The organism is Catellatospora aurea, from assembly GCF_042663325.1.
GTDB lineage: Bacteria > Actinomycetota > Actinomycetes > Mycobacteriales > Micromonosporaceae > Catellatospora > Catellatospora aurea.
Genome location: NZ_JBHTAC010000006.1, coordinates 122,067 through 138,083, shown reverse-complemented (window position 1 = coordinate 138,083; position 16,017 = coordinate 122,067). Strand labels below are relative to the sequence as shown.

Annotated in this window: 16 protein-coding genes; 9 read left to right on the top strand and 7 right to left on the bottom strand. The window is 71.6% G+C overall.

The annotated features are described in order from the left end of the window. Positions 1-44: 44 nt before the first annotated feature. From ACFQO7_RS08335 to nudC, 3 genes are read left to right on the top strand one after another with little or no spacing between them, the layout of a single operon-like run. Complete coding sequence (locus ACFQO7_RS08335; protein ID WP_376805864.1) at positions 45-1,358, top strand: M16 family metallopeptidase; 1,314 nt, start codon at positions 45-47, stop codon at positions 1,356-1,358. Beyond that, entirely contained in the window at positions 1,355-2,680 is a 1,326-nt protein-coding gene (locus ACFQO7_RS08330; protein ID WP_376805863.1) for a M16 family metallopeptidase, read from the top strand. The genes ACFQO7_RS08335 and ACFQO7_RS08330 overlap by 4 nt, the downstream gene beginning before the upstream one ends. A 25-nt stretch (positions 2,681-2,705) precedes the next feature. Next, complete coding sequence (gene nudC / locus ACFQO7_RS08325) at positions 2,706-3,611, top strand: NAD(+) diphosphatase (RefSeq protein WP_376805862.1); 906 nt, start codon at positions 2,706-2,708, stop codon at positions 3,609-3,611. Here nudC and ACFQO7_RS08320 read toward each other — a convergent pair. Together ACFQO7_RS08320 and ACFQO7_RS08315 are read right to left on the bottom strand one after the other, a co-directional pair. Beyond that, positions 3,534-4,790, bottom strand: coding sequence for an MFS transporter (locus ACFQO7_RS08320; RefSeq protein WP_376805861.1), 1,257 nt, complete (start codon positions 4,788-4,790; stop codon positions 3,534-3,536). The genes nudC and ACFQO7_RS08320 overlap by 78 nt on opposite strands. 33 nt (positions 4,791-4,823) lie before the next feature. Further along, the gene (locus ACFQO7_RS08315) at positions 4,824-5,396 is read right to left on the bottom strand and encodes a helix-turn-helix domain-containing protein (protein WP_376805860.1); all 573 of its coding nucleotides are present in this window, start codon (positions 5,394-5,396) and stop codon (positions 4,824-4,826) included. A gap of 220 nt (positions 5,397-5,616) precedes the next feature. On the opposite strand from ACFQO7_RS08315, the gene ACFQO7_RS08310 reads away from it, so the two are divergent. Together ACFQO7_RS08310 and ACFQO7_RS08305 are read left to right on the top strand one after the other, a co-directional pair. After that, positions 5,617-6,552 (top strand): helix-turn-helix domain-containing protein, encoded by a 936-nt coding sequence (locus ACFQO7_RS08310; RefSeq protein WP_376805859.1) that lies wholly within the window; start codon positions 5,617-5,619, stop codon positions 6,550-6,552. Between the two features lie 177 nt (positions 6,553-6,729). After that, complete coding sequence (locus tag ACFQO7_RS08305; protein WP_203693850.1) at positions 6,730-6,978, top strand: hypothetical protein; 249 nt, start codon at positions 6,730-6,732, stop codon at positions 6,976-6,978. A gap of 123 nt (positions 6,979-7,101) precedes the next feature. On the opposite strand, the gene ACFQO7_RS08300 is transcribed toward ACFQO7_RS08305, so the two are convergent. Beyond that, the gene (locus ACFQO7_RS08300) at positions 7,102-7,362 is read right to left on the bottom strand and encodes a mycoredoxin (RefSeq protein ID WP_360521411.1); all 261 of its coding nucleotides are present in this window, start codon (positions 7,360-7,362) and stop codon (positions 7,102-7,104) included. Positions 7,363-7,445: 83 nt separating this feature from the next. Here ACFQO7_RS08300 and ACFQO7_RS08295 point away from each other — a divergent pair, with 83 nt between their 5' ends. The 3 genes from ACFQO7_RS08295 to ACFQO7_RS08285 all read left to right on the top strand — a co-directional run bounded on the left by ACFQO7_RS08295 (position 7,446) and on the right by ACFQO7_RS08285 (position 10,602). Continuing rightward, a complete protein-coding gene (locus ACFQO7_RS08295; protein ID WP_376805858.1) occupies positions 7,446-9,623 on the top strand; it encodes an ATP-dependent DNA helicase UvrD2 in 2,178 nt (725 codons plus the stop codon). 126 nt (positions 9,624-9,749) lie between these two features. After that, positions 9,750-10,121 (top strand): hypothetical protein, encoded by a 372-nt coding sequence (locus tag ACFQO7_RS08290; protein ID WP_376805857.1) that lies wholly within the window; start codon positions 9,750-9,752, stop codon positions 10,119-10,121. 121 nt (positions 10,122-10,242) lie between these two features. Beyond that, a complete protein-coding gene (locus ACFQO7_RS08285) occupies positions 10,243-10,602 on the top strand; it encodes a WhiB family transcriptional regulator (protein WP_360521402.1) in 360 nt (119 codons plus the stop codon). Positions 10,603-10,882: 280 nt separating this feature from the next. Here the strand turns inward: ACFQO7_RS08285 and ACFQO7_RS08280 are convergent, their stop codons facing one another. The 3 genes from ACFQO7_RS08280 to ACFQO7_RS08270 all read right to left on the bottom strand — a co-directional run bounded on the left by ACFQO7_RS08280 (position 10,883) and on the right by ACFQO7_RS08270 (position 13,585). After that, a complete protein-coding gene (locus ACFQO7_RS08280; RefSeq protein WP_376805856.1) occupies positions 10,883-12,217 on the bottom strand; it encodes an ABC1 kinase family protein in 1,335 nt (444 codons plus the stop codon). Positions 12,218-12,282: 65 nt separating this feature from the next. After that, positions 12,283-13,254 (bottom strand): PqqD family protein, encoded by a 972-nt coding sequence (locus tag ACFQO7_RS08275; protein ID WP_376805855.1) that lies wholly within the window; start codon positions 13,252-13,254, stop codon positions 12,283-12,285. A gap of 175 nt (positions 13,255-13,429) precedes the next feature. Beyond that, the gene (locus ACFQO7_RS08270; protein WP_166381884.1) at positions 13,430-13,585 is read right to left on the bottom strand and encodes a DUF5679 domain-containing protein; all 156 of its coding nucleotides are present in this window, start codon (positions 13,583-13,585) and stop codon (positions 13,430-13,432) included. A 362-nt stretch (positions 13,586-13,947) separates the two neighbouring features. Between ACFQO7_RS08270 and ACFQO7_RS08265 the strand changes: the two genes are divergently transcribed. Continuing rightward, entirely contained in the window at positions 13,948-14,475 is a 528-nt protein-coding gene (locus ACFQO7_RS08265) for a M48 metallopeptidase family protein (protein WP_360521393.1), read from the top strand. Between the two features lie 201 nt (positions 14,476-14,676). Here ACFQO7_RS08265 and ACFQO7_RS08260 read toward each other — a convergent pair whose 3' ends face one another. Further along, the gene (locus tag ACFQO7_RS08260; RefSeq protein ID WP_376805854.1) at positions 14,677-15,948 is read right to left on the bottom strand and encodes a zinc-dependent metalloprotease; all 1,272 of its coding nucleotides are present in this window, start codon (positions 15,946-15,948) and stop codon (positions 14,677-14,679) included. Between the last annotated feature and the right edge of the window lie 69 nt (positions 15,949-16,017).

Sequence of the window (16,017 nt, the reverse complement as noted above, 5' to 3'; positions counted from 1 at the left end):
GCTGCTGCGGACGCCTCCTCCGCCAGCTTGCTAGGGTCGGCTTTGTGTCCACCGAGACCAGCATCCAGATCCCGCGCACGGCGTACGAGGTCGAGCGGTTCACGCTCCCCAACGGTTTGCGCGTCGTGCTCAGCCCGGACCGCAGCGCACCGGTGATCGGTGTCGCGGTCGTCTACGACGTGGGAATCCGGTCCGAGCCGCAGGGCCGCACCGGCTTCGCCCACCTCTTCGAACACCTGATGTTCCAAGGCTCGGCCAACCTGGAGAAGCTGGCCCACTTCCGGCACGTGCAGGGGGCGGGCGGCACCTTCAACGGCTCCACCCACCTGGACTACACCGACTACTTCGAGACGGTGCCGAGCAACGCGCTGGAGCGCATGCTCTTCCTGGAGGCCGACCGCATGCGCGGGCCCCGGCTCACCGAGGAGAACCTCAAGAACCAGATCGACGTGGTCAAGGAGGAGATCCGGGTCAACGTGCTGAACCGCCCGTACGGCGGCTTCCCGTGGCTCAAGCTCCCGCCGGTCATGTTCGACACGTTCCCCAACGCGCACGACGGCTACGGCTCCTTCAGCGACCTGGAAGCGGCCACCGTCCCGGACGCGGCGGAGTTCTTCGACAAGTACTACGCCTGCGGCAACGCGACGCTCAGCGTCTCCGGCGACTTCGCGTCCGGACACGCCCGGATGCTGATCGAGCGTCACTTCAGCGATGTGCCGGCCCGCCCGGCGCCGTCGCGGGCCGACTTCGCCGAGCCCGACCTGACCGCCGAGCGGCGCGAGTCGTACGTGGACAAGCTCGCCCCGCTGCCCGCGGTCGCCTCGGCGTGGCGCGTCCCGGACCCGATCACCGACTTCGCCGGCTACCTGCCGTACGTGGTGCTGGCCGAGGTGCTCACCGACGGCGACGCGTCCCGGCTGGTGGAGCGCCTGGTGCTGAAGGACCGCAGCGTCACCAGCGTCGGCGGCTACCTGGGCTTCATGGGCGAGCCGTTCGAGGTGCGCGACCCCACGGCGCTGCTGCTGCAGTCGCACCTGCCGCCCGGCGGCAGTGTGGACAAGGTGCTGGTCACCATCGACGAGGAGCTGGACCGGCTGGCCACCGACGGGCTGACCCCGGGTGAGCTGGCCCGCACCCAGGCCCGGATGGCCACCCACCTGCTGCGCGAGACGGACGCGGTGCTCGGCCGCGCGCTGCGCATGGCCGTGCTGGAGCTGCAGCGGGGCAACCCGGGGCTGCTCAACGACCTGCCGCACCAGATCGCGGAGGTGACCGAGGAGCAGGTCCGGTCGGCCGCCGCCACCCTGCGCCCGCACCGCCGGGCTTCGATCGAGGTCGTGCCCGGAGGAAACCAGTGAGTATCGCCCTTCCCGAGCTTGATGAGAACCGGCCGCTGGCGCTGCCGCTGGAGGCGGAGCAGACGCTGCCCAACGGGCTGACCGTGCTGGCCATCCGCCGGCCGAGCGTGCCGCTGGCCGAGGTGCGGCTGCGCGTGCCGTTCGCCAAGGCCGAGCTGGCCGAGGCGGCGGTGCTGGCGCAGACGCTGTTCTCCGGCACCAGCACGCGCAGCACCGTCGAGATCGCCGCCGAGCTGCAGACCGTCGGTGGCGGCCTGGGCGCCGGGATCGACCCGGACCGCCTGCAGATCAGCGGCAACTCGCTGGTGTCCGGGCTGGACCGGCTGCTGGAGCTGCTGGCCGAGGTGCTCGACGACGCCGTCTACCCGGAGGGCGAGGTCACCACCGAGGTGGAGCGGCTGGCCGACCGGATCCAGGTCGCCCAGAGCCAGCCCGCGCACCTGGCCCGCGTCGCGCTGCTCAAGCGCATCTACCCGGGGCACCCGTACGCGGTGCAGACGCCGTCGGTGGAGGAGGTCCGCGCGGTCAGCCCGGAGGCGCTGCGCGCGCTGCACGCCCGGCGGCTGCACCCGGCCGGGGCGACGCTGGTCATCGTCGGCGACATCGACCCGGAGCAGGCGGTGCAGACCGCGGCCAAGCGCCTCGGCGCGTGGAACGGCGGCGGCGAGAGCGCCGACCTGCCGCCCATCCCGCTGCTGGTGCCGGGCCCGCTGCTGCTGGTCGACCGGCCCGGCGCGGTGCAGTCGTCGCTGCGCCTCGCGCTGCCGGCGGTGGGGCGTACCCATCCCGACCACGCCGCGCTCCAGCTCGCGAACATGGTCTTCGGCGGCTACTTCTCCTCCCGCTGGGTGGAGAACATCCGCGAGGACAAGGGCTACACGTACGGCCCGCACTCGGTGATCGAGCACTCGGTGGCCGGTTCCACGCTGACCGTCTCCGCCGAGGTGGCCACCGAGGTCACCGCCCCGGCCCTGGTCGAGACGCTGTACGAGCTGGGCCGCATCGCGGCGCTGCCGGTGCGCGAGGAGGAGCTGGAGCAGGCGCGGCAGTACGCGCTGGGCACGCTGCAGCTGGGCATGTCGACGCAGTCCGGCCTGGCCGGTCTGGCCAGCACCTACGCCGGTTTCGGGCTGCGGCTGAGCTTCCTGGCCGAGCACTCGGCCCGGCTGGCCGCGGCCACCCTGGAGGACGTGCACCGGGTCGCGGCGACGTACCTCGCGCCGGCCGTGGCTGCCCCGGTGATCCTCGGCGACGCCGAGAAGATCCAGGCCGCGGTGGCGGCGATCGTGCCGATCCAGGTCGAGTCGAGGCCTGCGGCGTGACGGTGAGCGGAGCGAGTTGCCGGTAATGAACGAAACACCTTCCGCGACCCGGTCGGATCTCGACCGGGCCGCGTTCCGGCGCGCCGACCCGCAGTGGCTGGCCGACGCCTGGGCCCGCGGCCAGGTCGTGCTGATCGGAGACGACGGCCGCGCGCTGATCCGCGACGACCGGCTCGTGCTGGTGGGCTCGGCGCAGGTCGGCACCGGCGGTCCGGCCGCCGAGCCGCTGTTCCTCGGCGTCGACGCGGGCGGCACGGCCTACTTCGCGGTGAACAGCGCGCTGCCCGAGGTGCCCGGCGCCGAGCCGAAGCACCTGTGGGAGGTCGGCGCGGACCTGCCGCCCCGCGACACGGCGCTGCTGACCCAGGCGCTGGCCCTGGTGCGCTGGCACCGCGACCACCTGTACGCCCCGCGCAGCGGCAAGCCGACCACGGTCGAGCAGGGCGGCTGGGTGCGCCGGGACGCCGACGGCGACCTGCATTTCCCGCGTACCGACCCGGCTGTGATCATGGCGGTGCACGACGGGGTGGCCGGCCCGCAGGGACGCATCCTGCTCGGCGCGAACGTGGTGTGGGCCGGGGCGGCCAAGCGCCGCTACTCGGTGCTCGCCGGATTCGTCGAGGCGGGGGAGACCGCCGAGGACGCGGTCGCCCGCGAGGTGTACGAGGAGGCGGGGGTCCGGGTCTCCGACATCCGCTACCACGGCAGCCAGGCGTTCCCGTACCCCCGCTCGTTGATGTTGGGTTTCATCGCGGTCGCCGACCCGGCGGCCGCGCCGCTGCGCACCGACCCCGACGAGCTGATCGACGCGCAGTGGTTCACGCGCGAGCAGGTCGCCCGGGTGCTGGACGGTTCAGACGACTCCTTCACGCTCCCGAACCGCTCCTCCATCGCCCACCAGCTCGTCCTCACCTGGCTGCGCGCCGGCTGACGGCGGGGTCAGCCCGCGCCCGGCCCACAGGTACAGCGCGGACACCGCCATCACCGCGCTCATGACGACCAGCAGCACCCGGAAGTCGACCAGCTCGACGAGCACGGCCCCGAATCCGATCGCGAGCGTCTGCGGGGCGCTGATCAGCGCGTCCATCGCCGCCGAGACCCGGCCCATCAGCGCGGCGGGGGTGGTGCGCTGCATCAGCGTCATCAGGCCGACGAGCAGGTAGGGCAGGCCGAAGCCGGAGATCAGGCAGGTGGCGAAAGCGAGTCCCAGGTTCGGGGTCAGGCTGGTGAGCAGCAGCGGCAGGAACAGCGCGATGCCGATGGCGTTGGCGGACAGCTCGCCGACCCGGCGGATCAGCCAGGGCGAGGTCAGGCCGCCGAGCAGGCCGCCGACGCCCTGCACGCTGATCAGCACGCCGATGAACGCCGGCGGCCGGTGCAGGCCCTGGTCGACGAAGGCGAAGAAGACGGTCTCGCTGAACCCGAAGACGAGGATCGAGATCACGTTGCCGATCAGGGCGCGCCGCAGCGGCACGCTGCCCGTCAGGTGGCGTACGCCCGCACCGACCTCGGTCAGCCAGTGCGACTCGACGCGCTCGGGCCTGTCCTCGCGCACCCGCAGCACGGCGATGACCGCGGCCGCGATGAGGAAGCCCGCCATGCCGAGCGTGGCCAGGCCCCAGCCTTTCGTGGCGGCGTAGAGCGCGGCGCCCAGCAGCGGCCCGACCAGGCGCAGGCCCTGGCGCACCGTCTGCAGTGCACCGTTCGCCTCGGCCAGCAGGTCCGGCGGGATGACTTCCTTGATCAGGCCGTTGAGCGAGCCGCTGACCAGGATGTACGAGACGCCGTAGCAGATCGCGACGGCGAAGATGATCCACAGGTCTTCCCGGCCGTCGACCGCCAGCAGCGGCGTCAGCATGACTGCCGAACCGACCAGGGCCGCGATCAGGAACGGCCGGCGGCGGAACCGGTCCACCACCACGCCGAGCAGCGGCGCGAACACGACCGGCGCCACCACGCACAGGATCGCCGCCCCCGCCATGCCGTCGGAGCCGGTGAGGTCCTTGGCCCAGATGGCCAGCGCCAGCACCAGCATCGACTCGGCGGTCATGCTGAAGAACAGGCCCGCGAACAGCAGGCGGAAGTCGGGTCGGCGCAGTACGGCGCGCATAGGGGTGTGCCTCCGGGGTGATGGGGGTGAAGGTCAGCTGGGGTCGGGATGGGCCCAGGCGACCATGCGAACGGGGCGGGAATCCTCGGGCCGGTCGGCCTCGTCGGTGATCCGCCGGTTGTACTTCGTCAGCACCGCGACCAGCTCGTCCTCCAGCGCCGTCAGCTCGTCGGCGGTGAGCCAGGTGACGTTCTGCACGGAGAACGCGGCGTGCCGCCACGCCGAGTCGTCGGCCTGCCGCCGCTCGTCCCACTGGTTGCGCTGGGCCAGCTCCTGCGCCAGCAGCGTGGCGTTCAGCTCGCTACCGGCCTGGATCATCTCCGGCGGATCCGCCGGACCACCCCACCGGTTGCCCATCGGCACCCAACGCCACGGCCGGTTACGCCCGACCCCGCCTTCCGCCTCCTCGATGAACCCGAACTTCGCCAACTGCCGCAGGTGCCACGAGCAGTTCGCCGCCGACTCACCGACCCGCTCGGCCAGCTGCGTCGCCGTCGCCGGCCCCCGCAACCCCAACTCATTGATCAGCCGCAACCGCACCGGATGCGCCATCGCCCGCAACATCCGCGGATCCGTGATCTCCCGCATCGGCAATCTCTCCGTCACATCAAAAGCATCCTTTCAAAAGAACCCTTTCGTCAACCCCCTGCCGCGCCTCCGACTGCGTTGATCATGAAGTTGTGGACAGGGCGCGCCGCCGAACCTGCCCATAAGTTCATGATCAACGTGGAAGGAAGGTGATCAACCGGGTGAAAGGTGTGTCGGTGTTGGGGTGGGGGTGGGTGGGCGGCTTAGCCTGAGGGCTGGTTCGCCGACGGAGGTCCCCTTGTCGCGAGGATCCAGCCCGATCGTCCGCCGCCAGCGCCTCGGCGTGGAGCTGCGCCGCCTGCGTGAGACCGCCGGTCTCACCGGGGAGCAGGTCGTCGACCAGGTGGGCTGGGCGGCCAAGTCGAAACTGTCGCGTTTGGAGAACGGGCGCAGCCGTCCGGATCTCGCCGATGTGCTGGACCTGCTCGACCTGTACGAGGTGCGCGGGCGGGACCGGGACCAGCTGGTGGCCATCGCGCGCGACGCCGGCAACACCCGGGGCTGGCTGCGGGCGTACCCGGTGATGACCCAGCGGCAGCGCGGTTATGCCGAGCTGGAGGCGGGCAGCGCCCGGATCAGGGAGTACGGCCTGTCGATCGTTCCCGGTCTGCTGCAGACGCCGGAGTACGCGCGGGCCCGCATCCTGTCCTCGCGGCCGCTGTCCGGGCAGGAGTCACCCGCGGGCGCAGTGCCCGCGCAGCGCCCGAATCCGGCGGTGGGGCCGGTGGCGGAGCTGCCCGCGCCGCAGGAGCCGGACACCGAGGTGGCGGCGCGGCTGGCCCGCCAGACGATTCTGACCAGGACCTCGGACGCGCCCCGCTACGAGGCGATCCTGGACGAGCAGGCGCTGCTTGGCCGGGGTGCGCCGGACGAGGTGCGGGACGGGCAGCTGGCCCACCTGGCGACCCTCGCGCAGTTACCCAACGTGACCATCAGAGTACTGCCGTGCGCGGCCCTGATCGGCCGGCACTTCATACCATATTCCGGGTTTTCTATCTATCACTTTCCCGACCCGGATGATCCGGAGACGGTGGCTGTCGAGACGCTCGCCCGTGAGCTGGTGCTCACCGACCGCAACAGCGTCGAGCGATATGCACGTGTCTTCGGCTGGCTCGGCGAAGCCGCGCTGGACCCGCCGCGGTCGCGGGCGTGGATAAGCGCCCGGATCAGCTGATCTCCTCGGCGGAAAACTACGCTCCGTCACCCGTTCGGGCGGTGCTGCCCGACGATCGTCGCGTCTTGCTTGATTCCAGCTGGGGAAATGCACAAGCATGACATCAGCCGAATGTGGAAGTTCCACCCATGGACTCCACAGTCGACCTCCGCCCGGCAGGCAGTGACGGAGCAGCGCATGCGGTACCTGATCGTTCGCACCGAGGTACGACCCTTCGCGCCCGAGGACGTGAACGCGTCGTTCCTCGATGAGCAGCCGCTGCGCGACGAGACAGCCAGTCCTGAGCAGCGCCGCCAGGTGGCGGAGGCGGACAGCCTCGACGCCGCGCTCCAGCTCGCCCGCGCCCTCGCCTCGGTCGGCGCCGTCCGATCCGGCCGCCAGCGCGTCAAAGTCGTCCGCCTGGACGCCCCCCGCTGGCCCAGCTGACCGTCCCGCCGCGCCCCGGGGACCGGTGCGCCGCAGCCGCGGCGCACGCGAAGATCGCCGTTTGAGGTCGGAAGGTGAGGTCTGGCCTCACTCCGTGACCCGAAACGGCGATCTTGAAAAACCTCAGGCCGGATCGGCGGCGGTTTCGGCGATCGCGGCCAGGTGGGCCTTGACCTGGATGACGCTGGGGTTGGTCAGGGCGCTGCCGTCGGCGAAGCGCAGGGTCGGCACGGTCTGGTTGCCGCCGTTCACGCTCATCACGAAGTCCGCCGCGTTCGGGTCCTGCTCGATGTCGATCACCGTGTAGGCGATGCCCTCACGGTCGAGCTGGCTGCGCAGCCGGTGGCAGTAACCACACCACGTGGTCGAGTACATGGTCAGCATGGCGATCCTCGGGTCGGGGGAGCGGGGGCTCCCGGGGACTCTAGCGGTGGCAACATCAACGACACCTGGGATGATTCCCTGTTGTGACCCGAGACGCTGCCCCCGACACGGCCCGAAAGGTACTTGCCGGCCTGGACGAGGAGCAGGCGGCCGCGGTCACGGCGCCGCCCGGTCCGGTGTGCATCCTGGCGGGCGCGGGCACCGGCAAGACCCGGGCGATCACCCACCGGATCGCGCACCGCGTGATCACCGGGCAGGTCCAGCCGAAGCACGTGCTCGCCGTCACCTTCACCGCACGCGCCGCGGCGCAACTGCGCGAGCGGTTGGCCGGGCTCGACGCGCACGGCGTGCAGGCCCGGACGTTCCATGCCGCCGCCCTGCGCCAGCTGCGTTTCTTCGCGCCTCGGCTGCTGCGCGGCCGGGAGATGCCGGAGCTGGTCGAGAGCAAGGCGCGGCTGATCGTGCTCGCCGCGGCACGGGCCGGGGTGCGGGCCGACCGCACCGGTGCGCGCGACCTCGCCGCCGAGATCGAGTGGTCGAAGTCGTCGCTGGTGGAACCCGGCGAGTACGTGGTCGCCGCCGCCAAGGCCGGCCGGGAGACCCCGCTGGAAGCGGCCCAGGTCGCCGCCGTGTTCACGGCGTACGAGCACGTCAAGCGCCAGCAGGGCGTGATCGATTTCGAGGACCTGCTGCGCGCCATGTGCTGGGGCATCGAGGAGCACGCCGACGTCGCCGAGCAGGTCCGCGCGCAGTACCGGCACTTCGTCGTCGACGAGTACCAGGACGTGAACCCGCTGCAGCAGCGGCTGCTGGAGGCGTGGCTGGGCGGGCGCAGGGACCTGACCGTGGTCGGCGACGCGGCGCAGACCATCTACTCGTTCACCGGCGCGACCTCGTCGTACCTGGTGGACTTCGCCCGTACGCACCGCGACGCGACCGTGGTCCGGCTGGTCCGTGACTACCGGTCCACCCCGCAGGTGGTGGGCCTGGCCAACGCCGTCATCCGGCAGGCCAAGGGCAGCGAGGCCCGGCTGCGGCTGGACCTGGTCGGCCAGCGCCCCGCCGGACCCGAGCCGGACGCGCGGGTCTTCCCCGACGAGCACGCCGAGGCCGTCGCGGTGGCCCGCCGCTGCGCCGACCTGATCGCGGCGGGCACCCCCGCGTCGGAGATCGCGGTGCTGTTCCGCGCCAACGCCCAGTCGGAGACGTACGAGGAGGCGCTGGCCGACGCCGGGGTGCCGTACGTGCTGCGCGGCGGGGAGCGCTTCTTCGAGCGGGCCGAGATCCGCCAGGCGATGGTGGCGCTGCGCTCGGCCTCCCGCGCCGACGGCGGCGACGACCTGGTCGGCACGGTCAGCGCGGTGCTGGTCGGCCTCGGCTGGCAACCCGAGCGGCCGCCGTCCGGCGGAGCCGCCCGGGAGCGCTGGGAGGCGCTGGCAGCCCTGGTCCGCCTGGCCGCCGAGTTCCGCCCCGCGCCGGGCGTCGACGAGGGGCTCGCCGGGTTCACCGCCGAGCTGGGCCGGCGCGCCCAGGCGCAGCACGCCCCGACCGTCGCCGGGGTGACCCTGGCCAGCCTGCACTCCGCCAAGGGCCTGGAGTGGGACGCGGTGTTCCTGGTCGGGCTCGTCGAGGGCACCATGCCCACCGCGTACGCCCGCAGCGCCGAGGCGCTGGAGGAGGAGCGCCGGCTGCTGTACGTCGGCGTGACCCGGGCACGGCGGGTGCTGTGGCTCAGTTACGGCGAGGCCCGCTCGTCGGGCGGTCGGGCCCGGCGTCCGTGCCGGTTCCTGCAGGGTGTGCCGGGGCTCTCGCCGTTCGGTGGGCAGGCCGCCGCACCGCGGGCCGAGCGGCCCGGACCCGGTGCGCCGCGGGTGCCGCGCAAGACCGTGATCGTGAGCTGCCGGGTGTGCGGGGCGACGCTGCTCGCCGGGCCCGAGCGCAAGCTGGGCCGGTGTGCGGGCTGTCCCTCCTCGCTGGACGAGGAGCTGTTCGAGCGGCTGGGCGACTGGCGGGCCCGGGTCGCCGCGGCGGCGAAGATCCCGGCGTACGTCGTCTTCACCGACGCCACCCTCACCGCGCTGGCCGAGCGTCAGCCATCCGACAGAGCCGGCCTCGTGGAGATCGCCGGCATCGGCCCGCGCAAGTTGGAGCTCTACGGCGAGGCAGTTCTCGCGCTGTTGAAGGGCGCTTCGGTGGCGGATTTGCTGCCTGAACAACCGACTTCAGAAGATCTTCAAAAAGATTTGGCAACAGAGCCGTAAAACCGTTTGCGCCTTCCCGCCCGGGAGGCATAGCCTTCGGTCACACCTCCAAGAGCGCGCATCAGTGCTGCTCCTGGATGGCGGATCACGTTCTGTACCGACGAGGCAAGTAAGGAGGCGAGTCCCATGGAGATCACGTTCAAGACCACGAACGCGGCCGTTCCGGCGGCGCTCGCCGCTGCCTGTGCTCAGTCGGTCAAGGTCGCGCCGTTCGCCCTGGAACTCGCACCCGCCGGCCACGCCACGCGTGGCGTCAAGGGCGCACTGGGCGCACTGGGCGGCTCGACCGCCACCGGTCTGCCGGTGGAGCAGCTGCCGGTCCTGCGACAGCTGGCCTGGAACCCGAACCCGATCAAGGTGGCCCCCGCGGGAGCCGCCAAGCCGAAGAGCATCACCAGCACCATCAGCACCACCCTGGCCTACCGGAACCAGGAGTCCTCGGGCATGAAGCTCGATGGATTCAGCGGGCTCCCACCTCGAGGTAAACCAAAGGTCTAAACCAGACCACCGGCTCACCTCGAGGCCGCGGAACCCGTACACCGGGATCCGCGGCCTTAGTTATTTCCACCCCCATGGAAAGCGATCCACGAGATCGAGATGAAAGGAAGGTGACCGGAAGATGAGTCTGGCGTTGGCCCCAGTCCTCGACTTCAGCGTCGAGCTGGGTGCGGAGCTGCCCTGCCGGAAGTTCGACCCGGACCTGTGGTTCTCTGACGCTCCTGCGGAGCTTGAGCTGGCGAAGTCGCTGTGCGGCGAGTGCCCGCTCAAGGCCGAGTGCCTCTCCGGGGCACTGGAGCGCGAGGAGCCCTGGGGCGTCTGGGGTGGCGAGATCTTCGAGCGTGGTGCGGTCGTGGCGCGCAAGCGTCCGCGTGGCCGTCCGCGCAAGGACGACCTCGCTCGCGAGGCGGCCCTGGTGGCCGAGACCGAGGCGCGGGTCGCCGCGGTCACCGCTCGCGAGTCCGTCCGTCTCGCAGCCTGAGCAACTCCGCAACACCCAATCCAGCCGCCTGCCGGCTAAGTCACTACCAGCGCAACGGAGAGAAGCAATGAGAAACGGAATCAGCGACATCTATATGATCCACGAAATCATGAGTCGGGCCCGAATGCTTGAGCCTCAGAACATCCCCTCTGAGGCTTCCCGTTCCGCCCGTCAGATCACCATCGCCGCGCGCCGGCGTGCACGTGAGCTGTCGCAGCGATAAGTGAATCAAAGACGGATGCCCGCCGGCTGCACCGGCGGGCATCCGCATTTCTGCAGCTCAGTTGGTCGGTTCGGCGAAGCCGGGAAGCCAGCGCTCCAGGATCGCGCGGTACGGCGCCTTGGCCTCCAGCTGGCACAGCACGCCGATGGAGCCCAGCGTCACCCGGTGGATCATCAGGTACGACGGCGGCAGGTTCAGCTGCCGCCCCAGCTGGTACGCGGGGCTGCGCGGGCTGGCCAGCCGGGCGGCCTCCTCGCGCAGCCAGGCCCGGGTGAACCGGAACTCCTCGGCGGCCAGCGGCTCCAGCATCGGCCGCACGTAGTCCAGCACCGCCTGCGCGTCGATGTCGGCGTTGGCGCGCACGAAACCCTCGCCCTGCAGCCCCTTGAGCACCTCGTCGGCGCGCCCGGCCAGGGCAAGCCGGGTGATCCGGCCCACCGGCTCGGGCAGGCCCTGGGGCAGGCGCGCGACCGCGCCGAAGTCGATGACGGCGAGCCGGTCGTCGGGCAGCAGCCGGTAGTTGCCCGGGTGCGGGTCGGCGTGCAGCAGCCCGGCCCGCTCGGGGGCGGAGAAGTGCAGCGTGGCCATGAGCGCCCCGGCCCGGTCGCGCTGGGCCACCGTGCCACTGCCGATGATCTTCGACAGCGGGATGCCTTCGACCCACTCGGTGACCAGCACCCGCGGCGCGGCGGCCAGCACCTTCGGCACCAGGATCTGCTTGTCCCCCGCGTACGCCGCCGCGAAGGCGCGCTGGCTGGCCGCCTCCAGCTCGTAATCCAGCTCCTCGACCACCCGCGCGCGCAGCTCGGTGACCAGCGGCTTGACGTCCAGGCCAGGCTGGATCACCTTGAACAGCCCGGCCAGCCGGGAGAGCTGGGCCAGATCCGCGATCAGCGCGTCGCCGGCGCCCGGGTACTGGATCTTCACGGCGACCGGGATGCCGGCGCGCTTGCGCGGCACCTTCCACTCGGCCCGGTGCACCTGGCCGATGCTGGCCGCGGCAGCAGGCGTGTCGTCGAACTCGCGGAACAGCGCCCGCCAGTCGCTGCCCAGCTGCTCCGCCAGCACCTTGTGCACCGTGGCCGCGGGCAGCGGCGGGGCCGCCTCCTGGAGCTTGGTGAGTGCGTCGCGGTAGGGCTCCGCCAGGGCGTCCGGCAGCGCCGCCTCGAACACGCTCAGCGCCTGGCCGAGCTTCATCGCGCCGCCCTTGAGCTGACCCAGCACGCTGAACAGCTGCTCGGCCGTCCGCTCCTGGATCTCCGCGGAGATCACGTCGGAGGCGAGGCCGGTCACCCGCTTGCCGAAGCCGAGCACGGTCCGCCCGGCGAAGCCCAGGGGAAGAGAAGCCAGCTTGGCGGTCCGGGAAACGGCACGGCGCGGGATGTCGGTCACCGTGCCATTGTTGCCGACCACGCGGATTTCGGCCTGTTCCGGCCGGTGAAGACCCTGTGGAGATGTCAGCCGCGCCGCGGCCGGGTGCAGTCGCAGGACGGGTGGGGCGACCAGGAGCGCCGCCGCCAGGGCAGCACGCCGTTGATCTCCACCGTGCTGCCGATCGTGGTCGGCGCGGCCCCGTCGAGGTAGGCCAGCACCTCGGCGGCGGCGAAACCGGCGGCGGTGAGCCGGGTCGCCGCCGGGCACGGGTCGCTCCCGGCCGGGGCCTGGGCGAGCTGGGCCGCCAGCCGGGGCCAGGACGGGTCGCGGTCGGTGCGGTGCAGGTCGAGGCAGCGCAGGCAGGGCCCGCCCGAGGCGGGCACGAGCGGTCCGACCACGGCCACCCCGTCGCGTACGGTCAGCGCCAGGTGCGGCACCCTGCGGCGGGTTCCGCGAGTGGAGACCGCGTGCCCCACCTGGACGCGGAACGTGGCGTCAGTGGCGCGCAGGGTGGCGGCGTGCGGCCCTGGCGGGCTGTTCAGGGTGGCTGCCGCGCCGGGGGAGGCCACCGTGCCCACCTTGCCCACTCCGGCGTCCAGCAGGGCAGTGGCGACCAGGCGGGCGGTGGGGCCTGCCCCCGCGATGATCACGCGGGCCTGGCCCCGCCGCTGGAGCACCCGGGCCGGGGTCCCGGCGGTCTCGGTCCGGCGCAGGGCGAGCGCGGCCGCCTCGTCGGCCAGCCGGGCCCGGTGGTCGGCGGGCAGCGCCGCCGGCATCAGCGCGTGTGCCGGCAGGACCAGCCCGTGTGCGGCCAGCGCGGCCAGCACCTCGTGGACGTCGTCGGCCCGCATGCCGAGCCGTGCCATCTCGGCCAGCACGGCCCGCTCGGTGCGGGAGCCGTCCAGGAGGTCGAGCAGCCGGGCCGCGGAGCGGTGCGGTAGCTCCAGCACGACGGCGTGCTCGGGATCCGTGCCGAGCTGGACGGTGTGCCGGTCGCGCCACATCGGGCGCAGCCCCGGCAGCAGGGCCGGGCGGGACATCGGGGAGGGGCTCACAGCCGAGAGGGTGCCAGTGCCCGGCGGGGTACGCCTGCGGTTATCCACAGCCTGTCCCCGGTGATCAAGAGGTTTTCCACAGTACTGACCTGGGTTATCCACAGATCTTGGGGAAGATTGTCGGGAAAGCGACAGGAGCCCGCAGTGTCTGCGGGCTCCTGTCTCGCGTTGTCCCTCAGGCCTTGCCGAGAATGCGGTTCACGGTCGTCCCGCAGACGGGGCAGGGCCCCTTGGCCATCCGCATGCCAGTCTTGGAGATCTCCACCTTGCCGGTGAAATCACGCTTTTCCTTACACTTCACGCAGTAGCCGTTGTACTTCTCTTCGGCCACGATTCCTCCTCATGATCCACGGTGACTCGTCCCGGCGGCTTGCGCTGTGACGGTGGAAGTCTGCCTGCCCGAATCGATCTGAGTAGTCAGGTTACGCGGGACACGCCGGAGTCATCACGCTTGTAGAAAATGAGGCATTTTCTTAAAGACGCCTGTGCATTGAGTAATGTCCCTTATGCGTACCAGTGGCGCGGGTCACGGCCAGAAGAATTTTCTTGGCGAAGGCCACCTATCCCGGCAAATCTGGCGATGATCACAAGATTGACTCTTGCGCCCCCCTGGCACCCGGCCGCTAGCGTCCCTTCCGTGAGTAACACCCCCCTGGTTACCCCCGGGTGCCCCCTGGTCTGCGCCGGTCGCTAATGGCCGCCGCACGCAAGCCCGTGGTAGAGGTCCGGCGCAGTGAGCGCCGGCGGCGGACGGTGTCCGCCTACCGCGAGGGGGAGCGGGTCGTGGTGCTCATTCCCAGCCAGTTCTCCCGGGCCGAGGAGAGCGAGTGGGTGAGCAAGATGCTCGCCCGGCTCGCCGCGCGCGATCAGCGCAGTCAGCGCAGCGACGCCGATCTCGAAGTCCGCGCCCGCCAGCTCGCCTGCCGCTACCTGCCCGAGTTCGGGGCCGTCGCGGTGCCCGCGACCGTGCGCTGGGTCGGCAACCAGAACGGCCGCTGGGGTTCCTGCACCCCCGCCGACCGCACCATCCGGCTGTCCGAGCGAGTGCGCGAGATGCCGGGCTGGGTCGGTGACTACGTGCTGCTCCACGAGCTGGTGCACCTGATCGTGCCCAGCCACAACGCCCGGTTCTGGGCCCTGGTCGGCCGGTATCCGCGCACCGAGCGCGCCCGGGGCTACCTCGAGGGCATCGCCGCTGCCGAACACGCCCGCGCCGAATAGCCTCCCCGGGCCCGCCCCGTCGACTCCGCCGACCGCCGCCGGCCGTCGGGCCGCTGTTCCGCCGGCACCGTAGCCCCGTCTGTGGCGTCACGTCGGCATCCATCCGGCAATCGACGTTGGCCCATCACATCGATTCCGGGGCGCGGATTTTCGCTGTAATAGGCCAACGTCGATGAAAAAGCGGGTGTGGGCGGGTAGAGGTCAGTCCTGCTTGGGGCCGTTGTCGGGGTTGCCCTCGTCGTGGCTGGGGAGGTCGTCCAGGCCGCTGAGGTCGAGGACCGTGGTGTCGGCGGCGGCCGCGTAACCGACCGGGTCGGCGAAGTCCTCGTCGTCGGGCAGCAGGTCAGGGTGCTCCCACAGAGCGTCGCGGCCGGACACGCCGCGGTGCTCGGTGAGCGCCGCCCACAGCGCCGCCGCCTCGCGCAGCCGACGGGGCCGCAGCTCCAGGCCGACGAGCGCGGCGAACGTCTGCTCCGCGGGTCCACCGGCCGCGCGGCGACGGCGGAACGTCTCGGAGAGGCGTACGACGTTGGGCAGGCGGTTGCCCGCGGCCTGCTCGACCACGTGCGTCACCCAGCCTTCGACCAGCGCGAGCACGCTCTCCAGGCGGCGCAGGGCGGCCTGCTGCTGGGGGCTGTCGTCGGGGGTGAAGATGCCTTCGAGCTGCAGCTCGGCCATCGACTCCGGGTCGGCGGGGTTGACCCGTCCGAGCGCCTCCTCGATGGCCTCCCGGTCGACCCGGATGCCGTTGGCGTACGCCTCCACGGCGCTGAGCACGTGCCCGCGCAGCCACGGCACGTGGCCGAAGAGCCGCTGGTGGGCGGTCTCCCGCAGGGCCACGAACAGGCGCAGCTCGCTGGCGTCGATGTCGAGGCCGTCGCCGTACGCCCGGATGTTGGCGGGCACGAGGGCGGCGGTGCCGCTGGGGCCGAGCGGCAGGCCGATGTCGCCGGCCGAGAGCACCTCGACGGCGAGCTTGGCCAGCGCGGTGCCGAACTGACCGCCGAACAACGCACCGCCCAGGCTGCTGATCATCGCGGCCATCGGGCCGAGCTGGGCGCGGGCCTCCGGCGGGACCAGATCGCCCATGGCGTTGACCATGCGGTCGGCGACCGGGTCGGCCAGCTTGCGCCAGACGTCCAGCGTGTTGAAGATCCACTCGTTGCGGTTCCACGCGGCGGTGGTGAGCACGCCGCTGGGTAGCGCGGTGGCGGGGTCGAGCCACAGGTCGGCCAGGCGCAGCGCCTCGTCGACCGCGGCACGGTCGGCGGCGGTCACGGCCGGGTCGCCCTCGCTGTTGAGCGAGGTGGTGGCGACCTGCCGGGCGAGGTCCCAGTTGACGGGGCCGCCGCCGCTGGAACTCATCGCCATCAGCTGCTGCAGCCCGGCGAGGAACTGCTGCATCTGCTGCGGGTCGTTGGGGTCTGGTGGTTGGCCGCCAGGAAGGGCGAACCCGAACGGGGTGTCAGGCACGCTCTCCACCGTACGCGAAGTTGAGCCGAAGTGACTCATACCCTCCCCGTGATCGGGGACAAGTCAGGG

Coding starts and splice junctions, on each gene's coding strand:
- nudC (WP_376805862.1), top strand. CDS start 2,706: ATGAACGAAACACCTTCCGCGACCCGGTCGGATCTCGACCGGGCCGCG.
- ACFQO7_RS08300 (WP_360521411.1), bottom strand. CDS start 7,362: ATGCTGACCATGTACTCGACCACGTGGTGTGGTTACTGCCACCGGCTG.
- ACFQO7_RS08265 (WP_360521393.1), top strand. CDS start 13,948: ATGGCCGCCGCACGCAAGCCCGTGGTAGAGGTCCGGCGCAGTGAGCGC.
- ACFQO7_RS08305 (WP_203693850.1), top strand. CDS start 6,730: ATGCGGTACCTGATCGTTCGCACCGAGGTACGACCCTTCGCGCCCGAG.
- ACFQO7_RS08320 (WP_376805861.1), bottom strand. CDS start 4,790: ATGCGCGCCGTACTGCGCCGACCCGACTTCCGCCTGCTGTTCGCGGGC.
- ACFQO7_RS08290 (WP_376805857.1), top strand. CDS start 9,750: ATGGAGATCACGTTCAAGACCACGAACGCGGCCGTTCCGGCGGCGCTC.
- ACFQO7_RS08285 (WP_360521402.1), top strand. CDS start 10,243: ATGAGTCTGGCGTTGGCCCCAGTCCTCGACTTCAGCGTCGAGCTGGGT.